Here is a 25778-nt window from a genome sequence, read left to right on the forward strand (position 1 = left end):
TTACATTACTCTGGCATTTTCGTTCAGGTTGGATGGATATCAAGCTGGCCAAAAGTTATGCCGACGCTTCCCATTCGTGCAGCCTTCGTTTCAACCTTTGCCACTGCTTGTTGAGTAGCTGGTTCAGATCACTGTCATTCAGATCACTGAAACCTTTCCGGACTAAAACGACAATATCCAGGTTACCTACTTCATCCTGTTGCAGACGAAAGGTTTCCCGGATATGACGTTTGGCCCGGTTTCGGCCAACGGCAGTACGAATATTTTTTTTGGCAACCACCAACCCCAGTCTTGCACGGCCAAGCTCATTGGCTTTTGCCAGTATAAGAAGCTGTCTGCTGGATACCTTGATATCCGTTGTATCAAATACCTGTTTGAAATCAGCCGAGGAGCGTAGCCGTGATTCACGGCTAAAAGATAAGCTCACACTGATAGCTCTAATCAGGCTGACAGACGCTTGCGTCCCTTAGCTCTACGACGGTTGATTACCGCACGGCCGTTCTTGGTAGCCATGCGTGCACGGAAGCCGTGGTTACGCTTGCGCTTCAGGTTGCTTGGCTGGAAAGTTCTTTTCATCGTGGTTACTCGTCTTAATGGACTTACAAAAGACGGGCATTCTAAGTAATTGAAGGGTTAGCGTCAATTTGCATTTGTCAAGAAGCACCGTATTGTCACCCGTTGTTTCCCCTACCCTTCTTTCGTTCTTTATATATAAGAATAAAGACTCATTTCAGGCGGCATCAAAATTCCATTGTTTCATAAATATATAAATAGAAAAGTTATCTCTTATGTGATGTTTTTTTGATTTTACTATGATTATTTAGGAAGGCTTTTTCTGTGGATAACTCAATTTATACCAGTAACTGTCTGCCTTCCTGCATGTGTACTTTCTTGTCGAAATCCCGAATTTATGCTGTTGCTTTGGTCTTGATCTCTTGTGGGTAAGTATCTTGGTTATCCACAACTCATTTGTTATTCTATTTATCCACAGAAAAATCATAAGGTTTATGGCCACTCATAAACGGATCTACCCACAGGGAGTCGTGAGTAATATTTTCCTCTTTATTATAGGTGTTTTTTTGTAACCTTTTGAATTTTAACGGGTTTTGTTTTTTTGCTGATCTAGTGCTCTGTTTTTAAGGTGTGGATAACTTTTACCAAAAAGGATACAATTTCCTTTTGTCTATCCAACCTTTATTTCATACCTGAAGGTCTTCAGCAGGCTGTCTGACCGGCTTCAGTGATATCCGTATCAGATCTTGATCTGTACCTGGAGAGTAGGAGAGTGCCTGTGCCCCTTGAGCTATGGCAAAAATGCATCGATATCTTGCAGGATGAGCTGTCTTCTCAGCAATTCAACACCTGGATTCGCCCTTTGAAAGTGATGGGGGATGAACACGACCTGTGTTTACTGGCTCCCAACCGTTTTGTTGCTGACTGGGTAAAAGAAAAGTTTTTGCCAAGGATCGAAGAGATTCTGGATGAGCTTTCTGATGGGGATTCTCCAGCCGTAGCTTTAGCGGTTTCTAATCGCCGACCACCTTCACTGAGCAAGCGATCGGCACGCCCAAGAGAGCCTCAGCTAAGGGAAGTTCAGCCTGCTGCAGCGGTACCTGTTTCAGATAAGCCCATTGAGAATCCGCTGAAACAGGCTGCTATTGAGCGTTCAGTGGTTACTCATGAGCTGGTGTCTTCTTTACCGGTCGCTCAGGACAATACTCCTGAACCAGATCTGGTATCAGAGCCAGTGAACTCAGGTATCCCTTCTCAGGATGGTTACTCCAGGCAGTCTGAAGAGCTCTCTCAGATTAAGGTAAATCCTCTGAAAGAGTCTGTAAGTGATATGCCTGAAGAGCCTGTAACGCCTGTTCGGCAGGTGGAGGTTGAAGGTTCCATCAAGCATCACAGTTCTCTGAACACTGGCTTTACTTTTGAAACGTTTGTTGAGGGTAAGTCAAACCAGCTGGCGTTGGCGGCAGCTCGACAGGTGGCAGAAAACCCCGGTGCTTCTTATAACCCATTGTTTTTATACGGTGGTGTCGGTCTGGGTAAAACCCACTTGATGCATGCAGTTGGTAACTCACTTGTTAAACAGAACCGTAATGCTAGGGTCGTTTATTTGCACTCTGAGCGTTTCGTAGCGGATATGGTAAAAGCACTGCAGTTGAATGCCATTAACGATTTTAAAAAGTACTATCGTTCTGTTGATGCGCTTTTGATTGATGATATTCAGTTCTTTGCTGGTAAAGAGCGTTCCCAGGAAGAGTTTTTCCATACGTTCAATGCGCTGCTTGAGGGCGGGCAGCAGATGATTCTGACCTGTGACCGTTACCCGAAAGAGATCAGTGGTGTAGAAGAGCGTTTGAAGTCCCGCTTTGGCTGGGGATTAACTGTTGCGGTTGAGCCGCCTGAGTTGGAAACCCGAGTTGCCATTCTGATGAAAAAAGCAGAGCAGCAGAAAGTGGAGCTTCCTCATGAGGCTGCCTTCTTTATCGCCCAGAGAATTCGCTCTAATGTTCGTGAGCTCGAAGGTGCTTTAAAGCGTGTTATTGCCAGTGCTCATTTTATGGGAAGGCCTATTGATATCGATCTGATTCGGGAGTCCCTGAAAGACCTATTGGCTTTACAGGACAAACAAGTCAGTATAGATAATATCCAGAGGACGGTAGCTGAGTATTACAAGATCAAAGTGGCGGATATTCTTTCCAAACGTCGCAGTCGTTCTGTAGCAAGGCCTCGTCAGGTTGCCATGGCGCTCTCCAAAGAGCTGACAAGTCATAGCTTACCTGAGATTGGTGATGCCTATGGTGGACGTGACCACACAACAGTACTTCATGCCTGCCGAAAGGTGAAAGAGCTGGTTGAAGTGGATAATGAGATCAAAAGCGATTACAAAAATCTGCTGCGATCACTGACCAGTTAACTCTTATTGATTCTTATTTTTTAGAAAGGCCTTTGAGTCTTTTCAGTTAGCCAAGAGAAAGGAAAGCGATGAAATTTACCATTAATCGGGAAGCATTGCTTAAGCCACTTCAGCTGGTTGCCGGTGTGGTTGAGCGCAGACAGACGCTGCCGGTATTGTCGAATGTGTTGATGGTAGTCGATGGAGACCAGCTCTCTTTAACCGGTACGGACCTGGAAGTTGAACTGGTTGGCCGTGTTGCCCTTGAGGATGTTGCCGAGGCTGGGGAGATTACGGTTCCGGCCAGAAAGCTGATGGATATCTGTAAGTCTCTGCCGGAAAACACCATGATCGAAGTGCATCAGGACGATCAGAGGGTCAAGGTAAAGGCTGGCAGATCCCGTTTTACCCTTTCCACTCTGCCGGCGAATGAGTTTCCCAGTATTGAAGAAGAGGCTGGATCAGTATCCTTTACCATTGGTCAGTCACGTCTTCGTCGCCTGATTGATCGTACCGGCTTTGCCATGGCCCAGCAGGATGTTCGCTACTACCTGAATGGTATGCTGCTGGAAGTTAGCCAGAACTGCCTCCGTGCGGTTGCTACCGATGGTCACCGCCTGGCAATGTGCAGCGTAGATGCCGATATCAATCAGCAGGAAAAGCATCAGGTTATCGTGCCTCGTAAAGGTATTCTTGAGATGGCGCGTCTGCTGACTGAAGGGGAAGAGAGTGTTCATATCACTCTTGGCGCAAACCACATCAGGGCTAAAACCGGTGACTTTATGTTCACCTCTAAATTGGTGGATGGTAAGTTCCCTGACTATGACCGGGTTATCCCAAAGGGCGGAACTAAGATCATTGTTGGGGATCGTCAGGAACTTCGTCAGGCTTTTCAGCGTGCCTCTATTCTATCCAATGAGAAATACCGAGGTATTCGCCTGATTCTTTCTGACAGTCAGCTCAAGGTTATTGCTAATAACCCGGAGCAGGAAGAGGCGGAAGAAGAACTGAGCCTGGCTTATCACGGTGATTCTATGGAGATCGGCTTTAACGTCAGCTACCTGCTGGATGTGCTTTCCGTTCTTTCTGGTGAGTCCATCAAGATGACGCTCTCAGACCCTAACAGCAGTGCACTTCTTGAGGAATCTGAGTCTGGTGACTCCACGTATGTTGTTATGCCCATGAGGCTGTAACAGCCTGTCGGCAGAAGTAGTCAGTGTCTGATGCTGGAATTAGCATCAGACACTTGCCTGTCCTGATCCGGCTTCCGAGCTACTCAGGCTCGGAAATAAACAGAATATGATCCAACAGCTCTCCATAACCGATATTAGAAACCTCTCCTCAGTTTCGATTAAACCATCCCTCTCTGTAAACGTGCTCTATGGGCTTAACGGTAGTGGTAAAACCAGTGTGCTCGAGGCTATACATATTCTCGGTGTTGCCCGATCGTTTCGGACATCCAGAATCAAACCAGTGATCAACCGCGATGTAGAAGTCTGTACGGTCTTTGGTCGCTTAGGCGTGGCATCGGGATCAATACCAGTGGGCGTTTCCAGAAATCTCCGGGATGAGACTTTACAGATTCGGGTTTCCGGTGAAAACCTGAAGTCCACATCAGAGCTTGCTCGGTTGTTACCGTTACAGGTGATTAACCCTGATACCTTCCGTTTGCTTGAAGGTTCTCCAAAGCTAAGGAGGAACTTTATCGATTGGGGGGTGTTTCACGTGAAACATCATGACTTTTTCCCGTTATGGAAACGGATGCAGAAAGCGCTGAAACAGCGGAACAGTCTGCTTCGTCATGGTAGAATAAACGGTTCTGAACTGACTTCGTGGAACATAGAGTTCGAAAAAGCGGCAAATGCTATCGACGTATTGCGCAGCGATTATATTCAGAGATTGACTCCGGTCTTCAATGAAGTGTTGTCTGAATTGACAGACATTGAGAATCTTACGCTCCAGTATTATCGAGGCTGGGATAAAGAGCGGTCTCTAAACGAGGTGCTTGCCAGTGGATTGGCTCGGGATGCGCAGTCCGGTTATACCCATTCTGGCCCTCAGCGAGCTGACTTAAGAATTCGTGTTGGTAAGGTGAGTGCTGTTGATATTCTCTCACGAGGTCAGATGAAACTGGTGGTATGCGCACTGAAACTGGCTCAGGGATTCCTATATAAAGAGCTGAGTGGAAAACAGTGCGTTTTCCTCGTGGATGATCTGCCATCAGAGCTTGATATTCCTCACAGACTGGCATTGTGCCAGCTGTTTCAAAAAATGAACTGCCAGACCTTCATCACCTGCGTTGAGAAGGAGGCACTTGAAAATTGCTGGTTGCCTGAAACGGAAGTGAAAATGTTTCACGTGAAACATGGGCAAATTACATTGGATGATAACCCTGGTCAGCAAAGTATTCGCCGGGCTGAGTCTTTGGAGATAGAGCATGAGTGAACAAAACTACGACGCGTCCAATATTAAGGTCCTTAAGGGCCTGGATGCTGTCCGCAAGCGCCCGGGGATGTACATTGGTGATACCGATGATGGTACCGGTCTGCACCACATGGTGTTTGAGGTGGTTGATAACTCCATCGACGAAGCGCTGGCGGGTCACTGCGACAAAATTTCTGTCATTATTCACCCAGATGAGTCCATTACGGTTAAAGATAATGGCCGTGGTATTCCTGTAGATATCCATGAGGAAGAGGGCGTTTCTGCCGCTGAAGTTATCATGACGGTGCTTCATGCCGGTGGTAAGTTTGATGACAACACCTATAAAGTATCCGGTGGTTTGCACGGCGTTGGTGTATCAGTGGTTAATGCACTTTCCAGCCAGCTTAAACTGACCATTCGCCGGCATGGAAAGGTTCATCAGCAGGTGTACCATCAGGGGGGTCCGGAAGAACCATTGAAGGTTATTGGCGAAACGGATGTCACCGGTACGGAACTGCACTTTATCCCTTCACCAGAGACCTTCTCAAATATTCAGTTCAGCTATGACATCCTGGCCAAGCGCCTGCGTGAGCTTTCTTTCCTGAATTCAGGTGTCTATATCCAGCTGACGGATGAGCGCACCGGTAAGGTTGATGACTTCAAATACGATGGTGGTCTGAAGGCATTTGTTGAGCACCTGAACCAGAATAAGACCACCATCAATAAAGTCTTCCACTTTGAAATCACCCGTGATGACGGTATTGGTGTAGAAGTGGCCATGCAGTGGAATGACAGCTTCCAGGAAGGGGTATTCTGTTTTACCAACAACATTCCTCAGCGCGATGGTGGGACACACCTGGCGGGTTTCCGTGCTGCTCTGACGCGGAGCCTGAACGGCTATATAGAGCGGGAAGGTTTCCAGAAAACGGCTAAGGTTGCTACTTCCGGGGATGATGCACGAGAAGGTCTGACGGCGATCATTTCCGTTAAAGTCCCGGATCCTAAATTCTCCTCCCAGACTAAAGACAAGCTGGTTTCCTCTGAGGTTAAAACCGCAGTAGAGCAGGAGATGGGTAAATACCTTTCGGACTACCTGATTGAAAACCCTCAGGAAGCCAAGGCGGTAGTCGGTAAGATGCTGGATGCGGCCAGAGCGCGTGAAGCGGCTCGTAAGGCACGTGAAATGACCCGCCGTAAAGGTGCTCTTGATATTGCAGGATTGCCGGGAAAACTGGCTGACTGTCAGGAGAAAGACCCTGCGCTTTCTGAACTGTACATAGTGGAGGGTGACTCTGCGGGTGGATCAGCCAAGCAGGGCCGTAACCGAAAGACTCAGGCAATTCTGCCATTGAAGGGTAAGATCCTGAATGTTGAGAAAGCCCGCTTTGACAAGATGCTTTCCTCCCAGGAAGTAGGAACCCTGATTACTGCCTTGGGCTGTGGTATTGGTCGTACAGAGTTCAATATTGAAAAACTCCGTTACCATAACATCATCATCATGACTGATGCGGATGTGGATGGATCTCACATTCGTACGCTTCTGCTGACCTTCTTCTTCCGTCAGATGCCGGAGCTGATTGAAAATGGCTACATCTATATCGCTCAGCCACCACTGTATAAGGTTAAGCGTGGTAAGCAGGAGCAGTATCTGAAAGATGATGGTGCATTGGATGGTTATCTGACTCAATCAGCGCTTGAAAATGCCAGTCTGCATGTTAACGAAAATGCACCTGGGATCAGTGATCAGCCTCTTGAGGAGTTGGTAAAAGAGTTCAGAGATGTTCATAAAGTGGCTGATAAACTGTCTCGTATTTATCCAGTCTCAGTGCTTCGTGAAATGATTTACATGCCTGAAGTTACTGCGGAGAGTCTGGCTGATAAGAGCGTGATGGAGTCCTGGGTTGCCCAGCTGAGTGAAAGAATTGATAACCTGAAAGCTGCAGGCAGCACCATGACCTTCTCTGTAGAGGAAGACAGGGAACTTAATGTCTGGCTGCCCAAAGTAACGATTATTGCCCACGGTGTCGATAGTCACTACCGCTGGAATGCTGACTTCTTCTCTTCTGCTAACTATGGAAAGATTGTTTCTCTCGGCAATAAACTGCAGGGTCTTATCGAAGACGGGGCTTTTGTTCAGAAAGGTGAGCGTAAGAAGGAGGTATCTTCCTTTGAAGAAGCTCTTGAATGGCTGATGAGTGAATCAACCAAGCGTCACTACATCCAGCGTTATAAGGGTTTGGGTGAGATGAATCCGGAACAGCTGTGGGAGACAACCATGGATCCGGATGTACGCAGAATGCTTAAGGTAACCATTGAAGATGCCATTGCAGCTGATCAGATCTTCAATACTCTGATGGGCGATCATGTTGAGCCTCGCAGAGAGTTTATCGAAAGCAATGCGCTGAATGTAGCCAACCTCGATATTTAATCTATTCCAGTGCCGGTTTTAACCGGCACTTTTTTGATTCTCAGGTGCTCTGCTAATGTCTTCAGAATTTAAAGCAATTATTCGACAGGAGCTGGAAGAAGCGGCTGTTGTTTTGAGCCGGTTCCTGGATGATGAAGCCAATCTTGAATCTATCGACCTTGCTGCTCAACTATTGTCTGAGAGCTTTAAAGCCGGTGGAAAGGTGCTTTCCTGTGGTAATGGCGGTTCTCATTGTGACGCTATGCACTTTGCTGAGGAGTTGACTGGACGTTTCCGAGAAAACCGTCCTGGCTATGCCGCTATTGCTATTTCAGACCCCAGTCATATCTCCTGTGTATCCAACGATTTTGGCTATGAGTATGTCTTCTCTCGTTACGTTGAAGCGGTAGGTAGAGAAGGGGACGTACTGCTTGGGATCAGCACCAGTGGTAATTCCGGAAACATCATCAAGGCTGTAGAAGCTGCCAGAGCAAAAGGGATGAAGGTTATTCTGCTTTCAGGCAAAGATGGTGGCAAGATGGCAGGTATGGCGGATGTTGAAATTCGTGTTCCTCACTTTGGTTATGCCGACCGGATTCAGGAAATTCATATCAAGGCAATTCATATTATGATTCAGCTTATTGAAAAGTATATGGAATAAAAAAGGCCGGTTGCACCGGCCTTTTTTATTCCATGAAGCTTTCAGTTCATTTTATTCAATGAACCTGCAATCCAGTTCCGTGTAGCATCATTAACTTCTGCCACTGACAGTGGCTCAGTTTTAACCACAGGACCAATTTCAACCTGTATGGTACCTGGTCGTTTTAACCATGAATCATTCGGCCAGAAAACACCGGCGTTGTGGGCAATCGGAAGAATATCCACTTCTGCTGCTTTCGCCAGACCTGCCCCTCCACGTGAAAACTTTCCTGGTTCACCGGGAGGGGTTCGAGTTCCTTCAGGAAAAATAAGAACCCAGACGTTATGCTCAAGTGCCGCTTTACCCTGATCTCTTACTTGCTGCAGAGCTTGTCGAGCATCCTTACGATTAATGGCTATCGGTTTTATTTTTTTAAAAGCCCAGCCAAAGAAGGGGATTTTCAGTAGCTCCTGTTTGATCACCTGAGTTTGAGGCGTCAGTAATGTTTGCAGGAAAAAGGTTTCCCAGGTGCTTTGATGGTTACTGATAACCACACAAGGAGTATCAGGTATATTCTCCCTTCCTTTTACTTGCCATCGAACGCCACAAATTAAACGACAAAGATATACCGATACAATGGCCCATGTTTTGACAAATATTCGGTGACGGAGTTTAAACCGGAAAGGGTAGATAAACAGGATCATCAGCATTGCCCAGAACACAGTCCAGACCGCCAGCGAAAAGTAAAAGACAATGGTTCTTATAAAAGAAAAGGTATTGGCTACTGCCTGGGTGGTTGCAGAACCGACAGCTGATGACATTAAAATCCCTCTGAAAGTAATTCTTCTACAAAGCTGTTGAGATTGTTATGAACAGGTACTTCCCTGGTACCAGAAAGTTCTTCTGGGTGTTCGATGAGTTTAGCTTGGGTTTTAAGGCCTTTGCCAGTCAACACCAGTGCAACCTTACAACCACTGCTTACACCCGCCTGTAAATCACGAAGAGAATCACCGACTACCCAGGTTTCTGCTGGGTTAGCGCCGTAATCTTTAAAAATCTGTTCTATAAGGCCTGTTTTTGGCTTTCTGCACTGACAGTGATCATCCGGCCCGTGTGGGCAGTAGTAGATTCCATCAACATGACCACCCTGGGCTATTACCAGCCTAGTTAGCTTGTCATGCATGGCATCGAGCTCTTTGAGCGTGAAGTAGCCACGAGCTAATCCGGACTGATTTGTCGCTACGACGACGATATAGCCCTTAGATGACAGTCGGGCAATGGCTTCAATACTTCCCGGAATGGGAAGCCACTCTTCTTCAGACCGTATGTACTGGTCTGAATCTTCATTGATAACGCCATCTCGATCCAGAATAACAAGCTTGGTCATAGTGCTCCTTAGACGTATAACAACCAATGTAAAATCCCAGAAACTGCTCTCCGGTAACTGCTCCTGCGTTACTCTAACGTCTGCATCCATGCAGTTGTGCGTTTCTGGGATACAGTACATCCCTGTACATAAAAAAAGTGCGGCTGGCGCCGCACTTTATCAGGTTGTGCTTAGCTTTTCTGTAACAAAGAGATATCAGCTACATGCAGGAAAAGGCTGCGTAATTGCTTAAGCAGTGCGTAGCGATTCAGGCGGACAGCTTCCTCTTCTGCATTAACAAGTACCTGGTCAAAGAAGAGGTCAACAGGTTCTTTCAGTGCTGCGAGGCTTTCCATTGCGAGTGCGTAGCGACCTTCTTCCAGAGCAGGCGCAATTTCCTGTTTCTTGGCAAACACAACTTTCGCAAGCTTAACTTCCGCAGCTTCACTGAGAAGCGTCTCATCCAGCGTATCAGGAATAACAATGTCTCCGGCTTTAGCCAGAATATTGGATACACGTTTGTTGGCGGAAGCCAGTGCATCCGCTTCATCCATGGCATTAAAGCGGGTAATTGCCTTTATCCGAAGATCAAAGTCCAGTGGTCGGGTAGGGCGTAATGCCTTAACGGAGTTGATGATCTCAATAGCAATTCCTTCTTCTTGGTAAGCGGCATCAAAACGCTCCAGCATGTAGTTGACCACTGTCGTATTAAGAATGTCCAGTGCTGGCAGAGAAACACCTTGTTCCTGATAGCCCTGAATCGCCTGATCAATCAGTGCTTCCAGATCAAGGTTGAGCTTCTTCTCAACAATGATTCGGAGTACACCAATGCTGGCACGACGAAGAGCGAAAGGGTCTTTGCTGCCAGTAGGAAGCTGGTTGATACCAAAAATACCGGTAATCGTGTCCACTTTATCGGCAATGGCAACGGCACAGCCAATCAGCGTTGATGGCAGCTGGTCACCAGAAAAGCGGGGCATATACTGTTCATACAGTGTCTTGCTGACTTCAGGGTTTTCACCGTCGTTGTCGGCATAGTACTGACCCATGATGCCTTGAAGCTCTGGAAACTCCAGAACCATTTCAGAAACCAGGTCAGACTTACACAGTTGACCAGCACGTTCTGCAAGCTTTGCATCACCACCTTCAGTCTGTGAAATGTAAGACGAAAGTCGTGCAATACGTTCAGTTTTTGCAAAGACTGAGCCCAGTTGAGCCTGGAATACAATAGGCTTCAGTTTTTCACGACGATCGTCCTGAGTCTGCTTGCGGTCAGTGTCATAGAAGAACTTGGCATCGGCAAGACGCGGACGAATGACTTTCTCATTACCTTCGACAACATGACGAGGCTCGGAACTTTCAATATTTGCCACTGTAATAAAGTGAGGAAGAAGTTTCCCTTCACTGTTTTCCACGTGGAAATATTTCTGATGCCCCTTCATGGAAGAGATCAGTGCTTCGGATGGAACGGAAAGGAATTCATCATCAAAGCGCCCGGAAAGGGCAACTGGCCATTCGTTGAGAGCGGTTACTTCATCCAGAAGATCAGGGTCAATCACCGAGTGCCCATTAATCGTGGTTGCAACTTGCTCAACCTGTTCACGGATGATTTCACGACGGGTATCAAAGTTAGCTATAACTTTGCCCTGCTCACGAAGAACCTGCGCATAATCAGCAGGATTGTTGATCGCGATTTCCTGATTCGCGTGGAAGCGGTGACCACGAGACGTATTACCGGCTTTCAGGCCAAGGATTTCACAATCAATAATACGGTTGCCCTGCAGCATCAGCAGCCAGTGAACTGGACGAACAAATTCGGTACGACTGGCACCCCAGCGCATGCGCTTTGGAATAGGCAGACTATTCAGAGACTGGGTAATGATTTCCGGCAGTAACGCGTTGGTTGTTTCACCCTGCTTAACAGAACGATAGACCAGCCATGCTCCTTTAGGTGTCTCTTCCTGTTCCAGGTCTTCAAAATTAACACCGTTGGAACGGGCAAAACCAAGCGCTGCTTTGCTTGGGTTACCTTCGGCATCATAAGCGGCTTTAACTGCAGGACCTTTGCGCTCAAGTTTCTGATCAGGCTGAGCAGTATCCAGACCTTTGATCAACAGAGCCAGGCGGCGTGGAGCCGCAAACGACTCATAGCCGGTAAAAGTGATCTGGGCTTTTTCAAGACCAGAAATAATTCCCTGGGTAAACGCCTCAGACAGACTCTTTAATGCCTTTGGTGGCAGTTCTTCTGTTCCCAGCTCAATCAGGAAGTCTTCTTTATTGATGGTGCTCATTATTTTTCCTCCTGCGTGCTTTCTTTCGCAAGCTGAGCCAGAACTTCATTACGAATGCTTTCATCGGCAAGAGGGAAGCCAAGCTCACGACGCTTATCAAAGTAAGCTTTGGCTACTGCTCTGGCCAGAGTTCTGACGCGCAGGATAAAACGCTGGCGTTCAGTCACAGAAATTGCATGACGGGCATCCAGCAGGTTAAAGGTGTGAGAAGCTTTCAGAACGTATTCATAAGCTGGCAGTGGCAGACCGATGTCAACCAGCTTCTGGGATTCACGCTCATAGAAGTCAAAGTGTTTGAACAGTTCTTCAGTGTCAGCATGCTCAAAGTTGAACGTGGACATTTCAACTTCCTGCTGATGGAAAACATCACCGTAAGTGACCGGGCCTTGTGGGCCAACAGTCCAGACCAGGTCATAAACGTTATCCACACCCTGAATATACATGGCCAGGCGCTCAAGACCGTAGGTAATCTCTCCAGTAACGGGGTAACACTCAATGCCGCCGACCTGCTGGAAATAGGTAAACTGGGTGACTTCCATACCATTCATCCAGACTTCCCAGCCAAGACCCCAGGCACCCAGTGTGGGTGACTCCCAGTTGTCTTCGACAAAGCGAATATCATGAACCAGCGGATCAACACCCAGCTGACAGAGAGAATCCAGATACAACTCCTGAATATTATCAGGGGATGGCTTCATCACGACCTGGAACTGGTAATAATGCTGCAGACGGTTTGGGTTTTCACCGTAACGGCCATCGGTAGGGCGACGGCTGGGCTGAACATAAGCCGAGTTCCAGTTTTCCGGGCCGATGGCTCGCAGAAAAGTGGCTGGATGAAAAGTACCGGCACCCACTTCCATATCCAGTGGTTGCATGATGACGCAGCCCTGCTGGGCCCAGAATTGTTGAAGGGCGAGGATCAGCCCCTGGAATGTATTGATATCTGGCGTGCTCTGGGAAGTCACTTTTCTACCTCTTAGAGGCTCAAATGCAAACTGGTCATTTTTTGAGCATTGAGCTTTGTGTTGCGAGCAATTATCGATGACCAGTTTATACCAATCGAACTGTCGAACTTCCTATTGCGCTAAAGGTTTTACCTTAACCCTACGTTGTCGATCGTCATCATAGTGAAGGCTATGACTCCTAACGCCGCCTTGTTTTAAGGATCAAACCTTCATGCTCATAACGGAAGTCAGAAAGCACGATGGGTATTATTCATCTGGCACAGGTTTCCCTGTGAGTGACCACTCGCAGGGTTCGATTGTAAAAATAGAGAGGGATTATACCGGTTTGTGCGATTAAGTTTAAGCTGTGGATAAGTTGTGAAAAACGTGGGTAAACCCTTTGGAATAAGGTGTCAGGATAATTCTATCCTCCAATAGATAGGCAACTATACTTCCAGTTCTACCTGAACTGGAGATTCTTCTCCATGGTTATTCTTGATCTTGCCTCCAGTTATGCACTTCTTTTATGGCATATGTTGTGGCCAATAACCTTTGGGCTGGCGCTGTCTGCTTTGGTAAGAAGCTATATTCCAACGGACACCATTGTCCACCGACTGGGAAGTAATCACCTGGAAAGTGCCAGTCTTTCAGTGACACTCGGCGCTGTTTCCTCCGTCTGTAATTACGCCACTATTGGTATGGGACATACCCTGAGGGAAAAAGGTGCCAGCTGGTCAAATACCCTTGCCTTTATGATTTCCAGCACCAATGTAGGAATTTCAATGTTGATCGCTGTTTATGGGTTTCTTGGCATACTGTTTCTGGAAATCATGGTAGTGACCGCGTTTGCTTTCATTATTCTTGCCTATTTCATCGCAATCGCTTTGAAGATGCCTGAACCGTGTGTAAATGGTAGTGGAAGCAATGGGGAGAGTCGTCATCGCAATGCATGGGAGAAAGCTTGCTCATTCTTTCGTGATGACCTGAACATGACCCGTAAAGATATACTGGTTGGTTTACTGGTCGCTTCATCAGTCAGTGTTCTTATGCCTTCATCATGGTGGGAACTGCTTTTCTGGAATGTTCAGGAGCATGGTTTTCTGGCGTGGCTGTGGAATGCGATCATCGGAATTATTATTGCCATTCTCACTTTTGGATGTTCGATTGGAAATGTGTCACTGGCTGCTGTCATGTGGTGGAATGGGGTATCACCTGGCGGGGTGATGGCTTTCCTTTTATCCAGCCTGTTAACCTTTCCTATGCTTCGCATGTCCAATCAATATTATGGGGTGTCTGTCACGATCAGACAGGCAACCGTTTTATTTTTAAGTATTCTGCTCTCCTGTCTGCTGATGGATTTTATCTTGGACAGAGCTTCTATTTACCTTGTGCGAAGCAATGCGATAGCAGCCGGGTCTGGTGATGGGGCTATCATCACTCTGATTCTGAACCTGCTAATAGGAGGGCTTGGGTTACTGATGTATTGGAAGGGTAAAGGGGGAGAAGATGGTGACTCAATGTAACCACCTTCTCATGAGCCCAATCAATAACGCCAGAAAGTTGGAGTAAACAACACCAGAAGTGTAAAAATCTCCAGACGTCCCAGCAGCATGGCAAAAGCAAGAATCCACTTTGCTGCATCAGGCAGGCTCTGGTAACTGAACGCGGCTTCGCCAAGAGCGGGTCCAAGATTATTGAGACAGGAAGCAATCGTTGAAAAGGCAGTGGTAAAGTCCAAACCCTTAGCCAGTAAAGCCAGAAAGAGAAGAACAAACATCAAAATGTAAGTTGCAAAGAATCCCCATACCGCTTCACCGACCCTTGGACTCACGGGTTTGCCGCCAATTTTTATGGTGAATACCGCATTGGGGTGAACTAAACGACGAAGTTCTCTCATTCCCTGTTTGGCAATCAGAACCACCCTGATAACTTTCATCCCGCCGGCGGTAGAACCTGCACACCCACCCATAAAGCTGGTAAAAAAAAGCAGTAATGGCAGAAACATTGGCCATGATGAAAAGCTTGAGGATGAGGTGTAGCCAGTCGTTGTCGCAACTGATACCACTTCAAACAAGCCGTAACGGAATGACTTGCTTAGAGAATACGTATCTGAAAGATAAAGTGTGGTGACGGTTATGGCTCCAACGACTCCAAGAATTGCCAGAAACCACTTAACTTCTGGATCCTGAATATAGTGGGTCAGTGACTTATGTCTCCAGGCCGTAAAATGCAGGGCAAAATTGATACCGGCAATGAGCATGAAAAAGATCGAGACAGAGATAATCATGGGAGAATTGAAATGCCCCATGCTGCCGTCATAAGTAGAAAACCCTCCAATAGCGATGGTTGTGAAACTGTGGCAGATCGCATCAAACAGATTCATACCTGCCAGCCAGTATGCCAGGGCACAGGCAGCGGTTAGAAAGAGATAAAGAAACCAGAGTGCTTTGGCCGTTTCGGTAATTCTGGGTGTAAGCTTTGAGTCTTTAACTGGCCCTGGGGTTTCTGTTCGATACAGCTGCATACCTCCGATCCCCAGCATTGGAAGAATGGCAACTGCCAGCACAATAATTCCCATTCCACCAAGCCATTGCAGCTGTTGCCGGTAAAACAGAATCGAGCGGGGCAGGTGCTCAATTCCGGTCAGAATGGTTGCTCCCGTCGTAGTTAAACCCGACATGGACTCAAACAGTGCATCGGTAATGCTGAGTGAAGGGCTTTCCATTAATAGAAATGGCAGAGAGCCTACTGAGCCTAGAACAATCCAGAACAGTGCTGTGACCAGAAATCCTTCGCGGGTGCGCAACTCATCTTTCGTATGTCTAAAAGGGAACCAGAGAAGCACACCCAGCAGCAGTGTCAGTAAGAAGGTGTAGATGAAGATGGAAATTTCCTGCTCTTGATAAAGCAGTGCAACAACGATCGGAGGAAGGCTGGATGTGCTGAATAAAATTAACAAAATTCCCAAAATGGGAAGAATAACCTGAAACTGCATGGTGCTCCTGCTTCATCCAGTACAAGCACCCAGCGATATGGAGAAAGGAATATGCCGGGCACTTAAAAAACCTGCCATGGTGGATTCTTATAATGGCTATAAGAAATTCTGATTTTATGCAGTAGGAGATTACTCCCAATCCATAGGAAAAATAAAGCCCTGAAGTTTGTTTCAGGTCATTGACATGTTCCGGGAAAGGTGAACTTCCAACCCAAATGACTGGGAAGGAAGCTGACTATAAGACAATCTAGAAGAACCCAAGACCAACTTGGAAGAGCTGCTCAAGCTCACGGATTTTGCGCTTGTTGGTCAGGAAGAGAATGACATGGTCACCGGATTCAATTCGGGTAGTATCGTGAGCAATCAGAACCTGATCATCACGAACAATGGCACCAATGGTAGCACCTTGAGGTAACTCTACTTCCTGAATGGTTTTACCCACCACTTTGGAGCTTTGCTCATCACCATGGGCAATAGCCTCGATCGCTTCTGCAGCGCCTCTACGAAGTGAGTGAACATTTACTATGTCGCCGCGTCTTACGTGCTTTAGGAGGCTGCCAATAGTGGCCAGCTGTGGAGAAATCGCAATATCAATTTCACCACCTTGAACCAGGTCTACATAAGCGGGGTTATTGATCAGCGCCATAACCTTACGGGCACCGAGTCGTTTCGCCAGCATGGATGACATGACGTTGGCTTCATCGTCATTGGTCAGTGCACAGAAGATATCGGTCTCTTCGATGTTTTCACTGATCAGCAGCTCTTTATCGGATGCGTTACCGCAGAAAACCATGGCTTTGGTCAGCGTTTCTGAAAGGAATTGGCACCGTTCCATATTGTGCTCAATAATCTTGACCTTGTACTGGTCTTCCACTGCCTGAGCCAGTCGCAGGCCGATATTGCCTCCACCGGCAATAATGATGCGCTTATAGTCATCATCCAGACGCTGAAGCTCTCCCATGACGGCCCGAATATCTTCACGGGCGGCAATAAAGAAGACTTCATCGTCCACCTCGATAACGGTGTTCCCCTTGGGCATGATGGCATTTCCACGACGAAAAATAGCAGCTACCCGGGTATCAACATTGGGCATGTGTTCACGGATATAGCGGAGCTCGTGACCAACCAGTGGACCACCATAATAAGCCTTCATGGCAACCAGCTGGACACGGCCCTCAGCAAAATCGAGTACCTGAAGGGCTCCAGGACGCTCCAGTAGCCGCTTTATATAGTTAGTAACGACTTGCTCCGGGCTGATAAGTACATCAATGGGCAGGGCCGCATTGGCAAACAGGCTTTCGTTCTTCAGGTAGGCAGCCTGACGAATACGGGCAATTTTTGACGGTGTGTGGAACAGTGTGTAGGCAATCTGGCAGGCCACCATATTCACTTCATCACTGTTGGTGACTGCGACCAGCATATCGGCTTCATCTGCCCCAGCCTGTTTCAGGACCCCTGGAAAAGATGCCTTACCCTGGATGGTTCGTATATCAATTTTATCCTGAAGCTCTCGAAGTCGAGTGGCATCGGTATCGACCACCGTAATGTCATTTTCCTCATTGGCCAGGTTTTCTGCCAGCGTACCGCCAACCTGTCCAGCACCGAGAATGATGATTTTCATTTAGGAATCCGTCTTTACCATCAGGCTGTAAAAAAAACCGTCGCCACTAGTCATAGAGCCGCCGTTGCCTGGGAATAATTGCTTACCAAACCCTGTATTGTGACCCCAATGCCCCTCAATGGGTAGCAATCTGGCATCAGGGGTTTCTGACAGGAAGTGCTCAATCTGCAGATGGTTTTCCTGGGGCATGATTGAGCAGGTAGCATAGAGTAACGTGCCGCCGGGCTTCAATAGAGGCCAGATAGCCTTAAGGATTTTCTGCTGCAACTGAGCCAGTGCATCAATATCTTCGGACTTTCTCAGCAGTTTGATATCCGGGTGGCGACGGATAACCCCGGTCGCAGAGCAGGGGGCATCCAGAAGAATGTGGTCATATTGTTTTCCCGGGAACCAACTGTCTGGATCCGTAGCGTCTCCACACAGAACATTCGCCGTCAAACCCAGTCTTTGCAGGTTTTCACCGACTCTTTCCAGGCGAGTGCTATCAGCATCCAGTGCATCAACCGTAATATCCGGGTTCAGTTCCAGCAAGTGGCAGGTCTTGCCACCCGGTGCGCAGCAGGCATCCAGAATATGATCACCGGGTTTCGCCTGGATTAAGGTCGCAGCCAGCTGGGCTGATTCATCCTGAACACTGACTGTTCCCTCTTGAAACAGGGGGAGCTTGTCAACGGAACAGGGTCTGCTCAGGGTAATGGCCTGCGGGGCAATTTTGGATTGTTTCGCCTGTATACAGTCATCCAGAAGCTTTTTCAGGTACCTGGAAGGATTGATCTTCTGCTCATTAACCCGAAGGGTCATGGGTGGAGGCTGATTATTACCCGTCAGAATGGCCTGATAATCTTCTGGCCAGGCCCGTTTAATCGTATTGATCAACCATTTTGGGTGTGACCAGCCGCAAACCGGGCTGCGTTCTTCCAGGTCATTTAACTCTTCAAACCGGCGCTGGGCATTTCTGAGAATGCCATTGACGAGGCCTCTGGCCCAGGCTTTACCCATGGTACGGGTCGCTTGTACTGTCTCACCAATGGCAGCATGGGGAGGAATACGGGTAAAGAAGAGTTGATAAAGACCAACGAGAATCAGGTTATGAATATCCTGTTCTTTTTCTTTAAGGGGTTTCTCGGTAAGGAACTTAAGCCAGGCATCCAGCCGATGATAGTAACGGAGTGTTCCATAGGAAAGCTCAGCCAATAAAGGCTGATCTTTTTTGGACAGCTTTTCCTGTAACTGCGGCAGTACACTGCTCAGTGATTCTCCCAGGGTTACCCGGGTGATCGCCCGTGCTGCTAACTGACGAACAGAAGATTGTTTAGCCATATCAGGTAAAAAAGAGCCTAGCTGAATTGTTTTCCGGTGCTGAACATCGCTTTTTTGCTGTTCAACAGCTCCTGCACAGTCATTGCACGGCTTCCTGCCAATTGCAGTCGTTTAATGCGAAGAGTGCCTTCACTGCAGGCAATATCCAGACCATCTTTATCTGCCTTGATCAGAGTTCCGGGCTCTTCGGTTGAACTTTCTTCCAGAGCCATTGCTTCCCAGACACGGATGTTCGTGTCATCCAGAGCAGTGATCGCCACAGGCCATGGATTAAATGCCCGAATCTGCTGGTCCAGAGCCTGCGCTGACTTCTGCCAGTCCAGCCGTGCTTCCTCTTTACTCATCTTATGCGCATAGTTAGCCAGCTTGTCATCCTGTTTTTCAGGATGAATATTGCCGCCTGCAATGTCATCAAGAGACTGAATAAGCGCAGGCTGACCCACTTCAATCAGACGGTCATGAAGATTGGATGCTGTATCGGTTGGATGGATGGGACAAAAGGCTTTCAGCAACATGTCTCCAGTATCCAGCCCAGCATCCATCTGCATGATGGTGACACCCGATTCAGTATCACCAGCTTCAATAGCTCGTTGAATAGGGGCTGCTCCACGCCATCTTGGAAGGATGGAGCCATGCACATTAATGCAGCCCAGTGTTGGAGTGTCGAGAACGGCCTGTGGCAGAATCAACCCATAGGCAACAACAACCATTAGATCAGCATCCAGAGAGGCAAGTTCCTTCTGAGCGTCTTCATTTCTGAGAGACTTTGGCTGAAAAACGGGAATGTTGTGTTCAAGAGCCAGCGATTTGACCGGTGAGGGCATCAGTTTCTGACCACGCCCTGCAGGTCTGTCCGGCTGGGTGTAGACAGCGATAACCTGATGTTGGCTATCCAGAATGGCTTGGAGGTGTGCACTGGCAAACTCTGGGGTCCCGGCAAAGATAATTCGAAGGCTTTTCATATGGCCTGTTACTTAGGAGGCTATGTATCGGAAAGTGGTTGATAACGGTGTATCTAATACACCGTTATACGAATTTAATCGGTCTGGCTTTTAATCAGTGCTTTCTTTTTCCAAGCTTTTTCTTGATACGGTCCTGTTTCAAACGGGACAGGGTATCAATGAACAGTTTACCTTCCAGATGATCCAGCTCGTGCTGGACACAGACTGCCGCCAACTCATCATAATCCCGTGTATATTCATTACCATCGCGATCTAAAGCCGTGAGTCTTACTTGAGAGTAGCGATCCAGCAGTTCATAAAATCCGGGTACTGACAGGCAGCCTTCCTGAAGGTCGGACTTTTCATCGCCAATGGGCTCATAGCTGGGGTTGATGAGAACCTGAGGCTCGTTACCTTCTTCAGAAAGGTCCATAACCACGATGCGCAGATGAATGTCTACCTGTGTAGCCGCAAGACCAACGCCTTTGGCGTCGTACATGGTTTCCAGCATGTCATCAACGATACGGCGAACTTCGTCATTGACCTCTGCTACCGGCTTGGCAACCGTGCGAAGTCTTTGGTCAGGGTATTCAAGTATTTCCAGTAGAGCCATCAGTGATCTCAGGTTGACGGAGTCAACGAATAAAGTAGTTTGTTGACCTTTCAGTATATCCGCAAATTCAGTCTGTACCTAGGGTCTGTTAAATCGAGCTTATTCAGCCTGCCACCAGGTATTGATAATCATGGGGTAATCCGTGACCACATCCGGTCGCTTGATATTGCTTTGGTGGGCAACTCTGACTTTCCCAAAGTACCAGAGTGGAATGCCGTAGTGGTTCCAGAGCAGAACCCGGTCAAGGCTGTGAATAATGTTTTCCAGCTCTTCCTGATTTTCTGCATTGGGTATTTTCTCCAGAAGTGCATCTATCGCAGAGTTCTTTATACCAGCCAGATTCTGGGTATCGGGTATATCTGCATTACTGGAGTGAAAGTACCTGAAAAGTTCACTACCAAGTGAGAGCCCCAGTGGATAGGCATTTCCTATCGTATCAAAGTCCAGTTTTCTCACTCTCTGGAAGTAGTTGCTGCTATCGATGACCCGGTATTTCAGCTCAATACCGATGCTGGCCAGGTTCTTTTTAAAAGGCAAAATAACCCTGTCCACCATGTGGCTGTAAGTAATTAACTCAAAAGTCATCTGCTCTTGCTTCTGGTTAACCAGCTTACCGCCCTGAAGCCGCCATCCTGCTTCTTTAAGCAAAGTGAGCGCCTGTTGTTGCTGGCTTCTTATTGAACCGTCACCTTTGGTTATTGGGGATAAAAATGGTTGTTGGAACAATGCTTCTGGCAGTTGTTTGCGAAAGGGTTCTAATAATTCCTGTTCATGAGAGATGGGTATTCCTGAAGCGGCGTAAATGGAATTTGGAAAGTAGCTGTTTGCTCGAGAGTAGGAATTTTCAAACAGTGTTCGGTTGCTCCACTCAAAATCCAGCAGGTAACCAATCGCCTCTCTAACTCTAATATCATTAAAAGGAGCTCTGCGGGTATTAAAGACGATCATCGGGCTGCCAATAATCATTTTGGTGGGTATTTCAGCCTTTTTCACTTTGCCAGAGTTGATGTCTGGAAAGTTGTAGGCTTTGGCCCAGTTTTTGGCAATGGGTTCGATGTAGAGACTGAGAACACCCGCTTTAAATGCTTCAAAGGCAATGGTCAGGTCCTGATAGAAGTAGATGGTTATCTGATCGAAATTGTATTTACCCTGATTAACCGGCAGACCTTTCCCCCAGTAGTCCTCAACCCTTGTGAAAGTAACTGATGATCCTCCTTCCACATGGGTAATTTTGTACGGCCCGCTACCCAGTGGAGGTTTCAGTTTGGATTTTTCATTGTGCTCATCTTTCCAGTAATGAGCAGGCAGCACAGGCAGTTCGGCAGCGCAGAACAATTGATCTCTGTTTCCAGAGGATTTGAAGTGAAAGCGAACGCTGTGTTTATCAAGAACCTCTATACGCTCAATGGGCTTAAGCTGAATCTGATATTTGATCGGACCCTTTGTGCGGAGGTGCTCAAAAGAGAACTCAACGTCTTCTGCTGTAATTGGGTGACCATCATGAAAACGAGCATTTGAGTGCAGGTTAAAGGTAATCCATTGGTTATCGTCAGGATACTCCACGGATTCGGCAATAAGGCCATAGGCAGACTTGGCCTCATCGCCTGTAGGGCTGTATGAGCCACTACCCACCATCAAAGGTTCATTCAAACCCAGGAAGCCTAAAGTAAAAAAGCTAAGTGGGGGGATTTGGGTGATGTGAGTGCCGTTCTGGGAGTATGGGTTTAAGGTGTCGAAGATGCCAATGGCGGCAATTTTGAGTTTGCCGCCATTGGGGGCGTCAGGATTTACGTAATCGAAGTTTTTGAAATCTTTTGGGTATTTAAGGTCATCAAACCGTGAGAGGCCGTGTGATTTTTGTGTGATGGGAGTATTTTCGCTGGCTGGCAAGCTGGTAGAACCGGCTGTAGCAATGGCAATGAATGCCGTAAGCGTCAGGCTTTGAAGTTTCAAAATAGCTCCTTGATTAACCCGCCCACAGCGATTGGGTCAGGAAACTATAAATAGTCGCCATACTCTTTTGGATCAAGACAGAATCCAGAGTGCTATTGTGTGACCTGATCTTGAGAATTGGCTTGTAAAGCCGAGAACTAAAAGAGAGCCGATTGCTCACAAGCGGAGGCGGTTGATACACTGTTCTGATTGATGCATAACAGTTGAAATCCGGTATAGCATTATCACCTGAGTGAAAAAGACAGGGGATGCTGGGTTTCATTTAATGATTTTTTACCGGCTCAAGGCTGCTTAAACTAAAAAACTATTCAAGGGATCGGGACGATAATGAGACGCTTTGCTCTGGCAGGAATTCTGCTTTGCATGTCCACACTGGGCCTGGCATACGATAGCCCGATAAAGGCGGATTCTCCCAGCAGGTACACCGTTGAGAAGGGCGATACCTTGTGGGATATTTCGACCACCTTTCTGGACAGCCCGTGGTTATGGCCGGAAATATGGCATGCGAATCCCCAGATAAAGAATCCTCACCTGATTTATCCTGGTGATATCGTCAGTCTGGTGTACATCAACGGACAACCGAGATTGATGGTTTCCAGTCGAGGTGAAACCGGACGTACGATCAAACTAAGCCCAAAAATCCGGGTAATGCCTGGCGAGTCTGCAATTCCTGCCATCCCTTTAAGTGCGGTGCACAGTTACTTAAAAGGTGGCCATGTTTTCTCAAGTGAAGAACAGTTGAATAGTGCGCCTTATGTATTCGCAGCCAAAGATGGCAAGCTGGCTTCAGGTGCAGGAGACAAGATTTATGCTCGAGGTGATTTTGCAGGACAGAATATCCAGTTTGATGTTGTGCGCCGTGGTGACCAGATTGTAGATCCGGAAACAGAAGAGTTACTTGGCCTAATCGGTGTTGATGTTGGAACCATCAATTTAAGCCGGGTTAAGGAAGACATTGCTTCCATGGTTATTCAGGAAAGCAAGATGGAATTGAAGCCTGGAGATCGCATTGTCAGACAGGAAGCCAATGGGCTTGTGACCACCTTCTTTCCAAGAGCGCCAGATGCTCCTGTAGAAGGCATTGTCACGGCAAATCTGAATAATGCGAGAAAAATTTCCAAGTTTGATACAGTGGTTATCAACAAGGGTGAGCGGGAGAGCCTGCGTCAGGGAGATGTATTGGCCGTTTACCGTCAGGATGAAAAAGCGATAGACCCGTTTACCAATGAAGAGGTCGCTCTGCCGTCAGAGAGGGTGGGGCTGGTGATGGTTTATCGACCTTTTGAAAAAATGAGCTATGGTATTGTGCTATCAGCAAAAGAGGATATTGAAGTTGGCTATATCCTCCGAAGCCCGCAGCCATAAGCAATCATTTATTCAGAAAATACAGCCCGGATGTTTTACAGGGTGCTTCATTGGATGTGTGGCTTATTTGGACAGAGCTGTTAATAACCAGAATGTAACTATTCAGCACCCTTCATATAAATCTGGAATTTTCTGATTTTTCGACCATCATCTTATACTCAATTTTTCTAACAAATCTCCAGTATGGAACCAGACTTCCCAGCTACTCCGTTTACCGAAGCTCTCCTTAAAGAGAATGAAGAGCTTCGGACCGAGAATGCGCTTTTACGGGAACGTTGCAGCGAACTGGAAGAAAGGGTTAATAAAAACAGTCAAAACAGTAGTAAGCCACCATCGTCAGATGGTTATCAAAAGCCCAGTAAAAAAGGGAGTGATAAAGGTGATACATCTTCCAAAGAAGCCCCCTGCTCCTCACAGGAAACACCGAACCCCAAAAGCCTTAGACCATCTTCAGGCAATAAACCAGGTGGCCAGAAAGGTCATCAAGGCTCTTGTTTGAGACGTGTCGCCTTACCCGATTATGTCAGGCATCTGAAGGTTGAAAAATGTTGCTGTTGCCAGTCTTCGCTTATCGATATTAAACCCACCAAATACATTGAGCGACAGGTTTTTGATCCAGGTAGACCCGGAGAATTTGAAGTTACCGCGTACTGGGCAGACGTTAAAGTATGTCCTTGTGGTAAACGGAACACCGCTGAGTTTCCCCAAGGAGTGAAAGCCGCTGCTCAATACGGAGAAGTGACTCAGGCAATGGCTGTTCATTTAAACCAGTATCACTTCATCCCATATCACCGGGTGTCTGAGTATTTCAATACTATACGCGATGTGCGACTTTGTCTGAAACTATCTCAAATTACTAGCCCGGATATTTCATAAACTGCCCCGAATCTCGGGCAGGACTTTGTCGCCCTAAGGGATTTTGTGAGGGAGTGCCGTACCGGGGAGTACGGTCGACCGAGCAAAACTCCCTTAGGGCGGCAAAGGACAAGCGAGAACGGGAGCACGTTTATGAAATATCCGGGCTAGCATGATGGTAAGTCCAAGTTGTATCTTCAAAATCACGCAATTATTTGCTTTCCGTTTTTTAATCTTCGGAAATAAGGTTCTCAAACTGTATTGCAGGACGACCAGCAATTATATTCAGATAAGAACCAATATTATGTGCCAGTAACTTCCGAGCGATACGTGATGTCATATGCCATCTATCTCGACAATGGCACTTTTCTATTTCAAAGCGCTCTGTCAATTGACCTATCACTGTTTCTATTCTCCGTCGTACCCGTAATACCAGCTTTACAAACGACTTCGGACGTTCATCTTGCATGTTTTTTCTCAGTGGCGTCTGAAGATCAATACCTAATTCCTGACAATCAGCTTTAAACTCAGGCCTTATATAGCCCTTATCGCCAAGCAAGAGGCCAGAAATGGTCTCGAGCATGTCATAGGCTGCATCACGCTCATCTACGTTCGCTGCGGTCAGAGTAAAACCCACAGGAATCCCTCGTGCTTCAACCAGCAAATGCCCCTGAAAGCCATAGAACTTCTTGTCCTTGGAAGCGCAGTAACCATAACCAGCCTCAGCTTTAAAGATACGGCTCTGTGGTGCACGGGTTCTGACGACAACATCAATCGGAAAACCATCGATTAAATGGATATCTGCATTATCTGCATGCATCATCTGGACTATACGAATTTGCAGTCGTTGTTTCACATGCCATAAGTTGGCGGCCTGTTTGACAAATGCCGAGCGTGAAGGAATGTCAGGAAACAGGTGTCGCCAGTGTCGGGTAAAATACTTCCAAATCTCAGTGTCCTTATGATGCCCAAGCCATTCACCGACAACTTCCATGGTGATCGCTTCACTATCAGTGAGCTTTGGTGGAAACCCTCGAAGTCGCAGTGGTACAGGAAAAAGCTCTTTTACCAAATCGTCGATCAAGCAGTAGACTGTAGTGATAAACTCTTCAACGGGCATGACTGAAACCTTCTTTGCTTT

The 25778-nt window shown here is 47.2% G+C and carries 21 protein-coding genes; 8 read left to right on the forward strand and 13 right to left on the reverse strand.

Translation table 11 applies throughout. The features are described 5' to 3' along the window. Positions 1 to 55: 55 nt before the first annotated feature. The gene (gene rnpA / locus ACOCLE_RS20850; RefSeq protein WP_066013514.1) at positions 56 to 427 is read right to left on the reverse strand and encodes a ribonuclease P protein component; all 372 of its coding nucleotides are present in this window, start codon (positions 425 to 427) and stop codon (positions 56 to 58) included. A gap of 14 nt (positions 428 to 441) precedes the next feature. Then, positions 442 to 576 (reverse strand): 50S ribosomal protein L34, encoded by a 135-nt coding sequence (rpmH, locus tag ACOCLE_RS20855; protein ID WP_081622094.1) that lies wholly within the window; start codon positions 574 to 576, stop codon positions 442 to 444. A gap of 709 nt (positions 577 to 1285) precedes the next feature. Between rpmH and dnaA the strand changes: the two genes are divergently transcribed. The 5 genes from dnaA (at position 1286) to lpcA (ending at position 8394) form a co-directional block, all read left to right on the forward strand. Further along, a complete protein-coding gene (gene dnaA / locus ACOCLE_RS20860; RefSeq protein ID WP_419534081.1) occupies positions 1286 to 2923 on the forward strand; it encodes a chromosomal replication initiator protein DnaA in 1638 nt (545 codons plus the stop codon). Between the two features lie 68 nt (positions 2924 to 2991). Continuing rightward, positions 2992 to 4095 carry a DNA polymerase III subunit beta gene (dnaN, locus tag ACOCLE_RS20865; RefSeq protein ID WP_419534082.1) on the forward strand — a complete coding sequence of 368 codons (1104 nt, stop codon included), beginning with the start codon at positions 2992 to 2994 and terminating at the stop codon, positions 4093 to 4095. 106 nt (positions 4096 to 4201) lie between these two features. Next, positions 4202 to 5347 carry a DNA replication/repair protein RecF gene (recF, locus tag ACOCLE_RS20870; protein ID WP_419534083.1) on the forward strand — a complete coding sequence of 382 codons (1146 nt, stop codon included), beginning with the start codon at positions 4202 to 4204 and terminating at the stop codon, positions 5345 to 5347. After that, complete coding sequence (gyrB, locus tag ACOCLE_RS20875) at positions 5340 to 7754, forward strand: DNA topoisomerase (ATP-hydrolyzing) subunit B (protein ID WP_419534084.1); 2415 nt, start codon at positions 5340 to 5342, stop codon at positions 7752 to 7754. Before recF ends, gyrB begins: the two co-directional genes overlap by 8 nt. Before the next feature lie 55 nt (positions 7755 to 7809). Next, entirely contained in the window at positions 7810 to 8394 is a 585-nt protein-coding gene (gene lpcA, locus ACOCLE_RS20880; protein ID WP_066013507.1) for a D-sedoheptulose 7-phosphate isomerase, read from the forward strand. Between the two features lie 41 nt (positions 8395 to 8435). On the opposite strand, the gene ACOCLE_RS20885 is transcribed toward lpcA, so the two are convergent. The 4 genes from ACOCLE_RS20885 to glyQ all read right to left on the reverse strand — a co-directional run bounded on the left by ACOCLE_RS20885 (position 8436) and on the right by glyQ (position 12995). Next, entirely contained in the window at positions 8436 to 9194 is a 759-nt protein-coding gene (locus tag ACOCLE_RS20885) for a lysophospholipid acyltransferase family protein (RefSeq protein ID WP_419534085.1), read from the reverse strand. Then, a complete protein-coding gene (gene gmhB, locus ACOCLE_RS20890) occupies positions 9194 to 9760 on the reverse strand; it encodes a D-glycero-beta-D-manno-heptose 1,7-bisphosphate 7-phosphatase (protein ID WP_419534086.1) in 567 nt (188 codons plus the stop codon). The genes ACOCLE_RS20885 and gmhB overlap by 1 nt, the downstream gene beginning before the upstream one ends. Positions 9761 to 9930: 170 nt before the next feature. Further along, on the reverse strand, positions 9931 to 12030 hold the full coding sequence (gene glyS / locus ACOCLE_RS20895) for a glycine--tRNA ligase subunit beta (RefSeq protein WP_419534087.1): 2100 nt from the start codon (positions 12028 to 12030) through the stop codon (positions 9931 to 9933). Continuing rightward, positions 12030 to 12995 (reverse strand): glycine--tRNA ligase subunit alpha, encoded by a 966-nt coding sequence (glyQ, locus tag ACOCLE_RS20900; protein ID WP_419534088.1) that lies wholly within the window; start codon positions 12993 to 12995, stop codon positions 12030 to 12032. The genes glyS and glyQ overlap by 1 nt, the downstream gene beginning before the upstream one ends. A gap of 464 nt (positions 12996 to 13459) precedes the next feature. Between glyQ and ACOCLE_RS20905 the strand changes: the two genes are divergently transcribed. Next, positions 13460 to 14497, forward strand: coding sequence for a permease (locus ACOCLE_RS20905; protein WP_419534089.1), 1038 nt, complete (start codon positions 13460 to 13462; stop codon positions 14495 to 14497). 20 nt (positions 14498 to 14517) lie between these two features. Here ACOCLE_RS20905 and ACOCLE_RS20910 read toward each other — a convergent pair whose 3' ends face one another. The 6 genes from ACOCLE_RS20910 to ACOCLE_RS20935 form a co-directional block, all read right to left on the reverse strand. Next, positions 14518 to 15969: a TrkH family potassium uptake protein gene (locus ACOCLE_RS20910; RefSeq protein WP_419534090.1), complete on the reverse strand. Its 1452-nt coding sequence runs from the start codon at positions 15967 to 15969 to the stop codon at positions 14518 to 14520. 247 nt (positions 15970 to 16216) lie between these two features. After that, complete coding sequence (trkA, locus tag ACOCLE_RS20915; protein ID WP_066017834.1) at positions 16217 to 17590, reverse strand: Trk system potassium transporter TrkA; 1374 nt, start codon at positions 17588 to 17590, stop codon at positions 16217 to 16219. Continuing rightward, the gene (gene rsmB, locus ACOCLE_RS20920) at positions 17591 to 18910 is read right to left on the reverse strand and encodes a 16S rRNA (cytosine(967)-C(5))-methyltransferase RsmB (RefSeq protein WP_419534091.1); all 1320 of its coding nucleotides are present in this window, start codon (positions 18908 to 18910) and stop codon (positions 17591 to 17593) included. 17 nt (positions 18911 to 18927) lie between these two features. Beyond that, positions 18928 to 19872: a methionyl-tRNA formyltransferase gene (gene fmt, locus ACOCLE_RS20925; RefSeq protein WP_419534092.1), complete on the reverse strand. Its 945-nt coding sequence runs from the start codon at positions 19870 to 19872 to the stop codon at positions 18928 to 18930. A gap of 94 nt (positions 19873 to 19966) precedes the next feature. Then, positions 19967 to 20464 (reverse strand): peptide deformylase, encoded by a 498-nt coding sequence (def, locus tag ACOCLE_RS20930; RefSeq protein ID WP_419534093.1) that lies wholly within the window; start codon positions 20462 to 20464, stop codon positions 19967 to 19969. Between the two features lie 99 nt (positions 20465 to 20563). After that, the gene (locus ACOCLE_RS20935) at positions 20564 to 22417 is read right to left on the reverse strand and encodes an extracellular solute-binding protein (protein ID WP_419534094.1); all 1854 of its coding nucleotides are present in this window, start codon (positions 22415 to 22417) and stop codon (positions 20564 to 20566) included. A gap of 363 nt (positions 22418 to 22780) precedes the next feature. Here ACOCLE_RS20935 and ACOCLE_RS20940 point away from each other — a divergent pair, with 363 nt between their 5' ends. Both ACOCLE_RS20940 and ACOCLE_RS20945 read left to right on the forward strand, forming a co-directional pair. Beyond that, positions 22781 to 23782, forward strand: a complete 1002-nt coding sequence (locus ACOCLE_RS20940; protein WP_419534095.1) for a LysM peptidoglycan-binding domain-containing protein — start codon at positions 22781 to 22783, stop codon at positions 23780 to 23782. A gap of 183 nt (positions 23783 to 23965) precedes the next feature. Beyond that, positions 23966 to 24658 (forward strand): DUF6444 domain-containing protein, encoded by a 693-nt coding sequence (locus ACOCLE_RS20945; RefSeq protein ID WP_419534096.1) that lies wholly within the window; start codon positions 23966 to 23968, stop codon positions 24656 to 24658. Positions 24659 to 24866: 208 nt separating this feature from the next. On the opposite strand, the gene ACOCLE_RS20950 is transcribed toward ACOCLE_RS20945, so the two are convergent. After that, positions 24867 to 25757, reverse strand: a complete 891-nt coding sequence (locus tag ACOCLE_RS20950; RefSeq protein ID WP_419533099.1) for an IS982 family transposase — start codon at positions 25755 to 25757, stop codon at positions 24867 to 24869. Positions 25758 to 25778: the final 21 nt, after the last annotated feature.

Origin of the sequence: Endozoicomonas sp. (assembly GCF_965196975.1) — a bacterium.
Taxonomy (GTDB): domain Bacteria; phylum Pseudomonadota; class Gammaproteobacteria; order Pseudomonadales; family Endozoicomonadaceae; genus Endozoicomonas.

What these genes read in the sequence shown, in the direction of transcription:
- ACOCLE_RS20940 (WP_419534095.1), top strand. Translation starts at nt 22,781, where the DNA reads ATGTCCACACTGGGCCTGGCATACGATAGCCCGATAAAGGCGGATTCT.
- def (WP_419534093.1), bottom strand. Translation starts at nt 20,464, where the DNA reads ATGGCTCTACTGGAAATACTTGAATACCCTGACCAAAGACTTCGCACG.
- lpcA (WP_066013507.1), top strand. Translation starts at nt 7,810, where the DNA reads ATGTCTTCAGAATTTAAAGCAATTATTCGACAGGAGCTGGAAGAAGCG.
- rsmB (WP_419534091.1), bottom strand. Translation starts at nt 18,910, where the DNA reads ATGGCTAAACAATCTTCTGTTCGTCAGTTAGCAGCACGGGCGATCACC.
- gmhB (WP_419534086.1), bottom strand. Translation starts at nt 9,760, where the DNA reads ATGACCAAGCTTGTTATTCTGGATCGAGATGGCGTTATCAATGAAGAT.
- ACOCLE_RS20945 (WP_419534096.1), top strand. Translation starts at nt 23,966, where the DNA reads ATGGAACCAGACTTCCCAGCTACTCCGTTTACCGAAGCTCTCCTTAAA.
- rpmH (WP_081622094.1), bottom strand. Translation starts at nt 576, where the DNA reads ATGAAAAGAACTTTCCAGCCAAGCAACCTGAAGCGCAAGCGTAACCAC.
- ACOCLE_RS20905 (WP_419534089.1), top strand. Translation starts at nt 13,460, where the DNA reads ATGGTTATTCTTGATCTTGCCTCCAGTTATGCACTTCTTTTATGGCAT.
- dnaN (WP_419534082.1), top strand. Translation starts at nt 2,992, where the DNA reads ATGAAATTTACCATTAATCGGGAAGCATTGCTTAAGCCACTTCAGCTG.
- glyS (WP_419534087.1), bottom strand. Translation starts at nt 12,030, where the DNA reads ATGAGCACCATCAATAAAGAAGACTTCCTGATTGAGCTGGGAACAGAA.
- ACOCLE_RS20950 (WP_419533099.1), bottom strand. Translation starts at nt 25,757, where the DNA reads ATGCCCGTTGAAGAGTTTATCACTACAGTCTACTGCTTGATCGACGAT.
- ACOCLE_RS20885 (WP_419534085.1), bottom strand. Translation starts at nt 9,194, where the DNA reads ATGTCATCAGCTGTCGGTTCTGCAACCACCCAGGCAGTAGCCAATACC.
- trkA (WP_066017834.1), bottom strand. Translation starts at nt 17,590, where the DNA reads ATGAAAATCATCATTCTCGGTGCTGGACAGGTTGGCGGTACGCTGGCA.
- recF (WP_419534083.1), top strand. Translation starts at nt 4,202, where the DNA reads ATGATCCAACAGCTCTCCATAACCGATATTAGAAACCTCTCCTCAGTT.
- fmt (WP_419534092.1), bottom strand. Translation starts at nt 19,872, where the DNA reads ATGAAAAGCCTTCGAATTATCTTTGCCGGGACCCCAGAGTTTGCCAGT.
- gyrB (WP_419534084.1), top strand. Translation starts at nt 5,340, where the DNA reads ATGAGTGAACAAAACTACGACGCGTCCAATATTAAGGTCCTTAAGGGC.
- ACOCLE_RS20910 (WP_419534090.1), bottom strand. Translation starts at nt 15,969, where the DNA reads ATGCAGTTTCAGGTTATTCTTCCCATTTTGGGAATTTTGTTAATTTTA.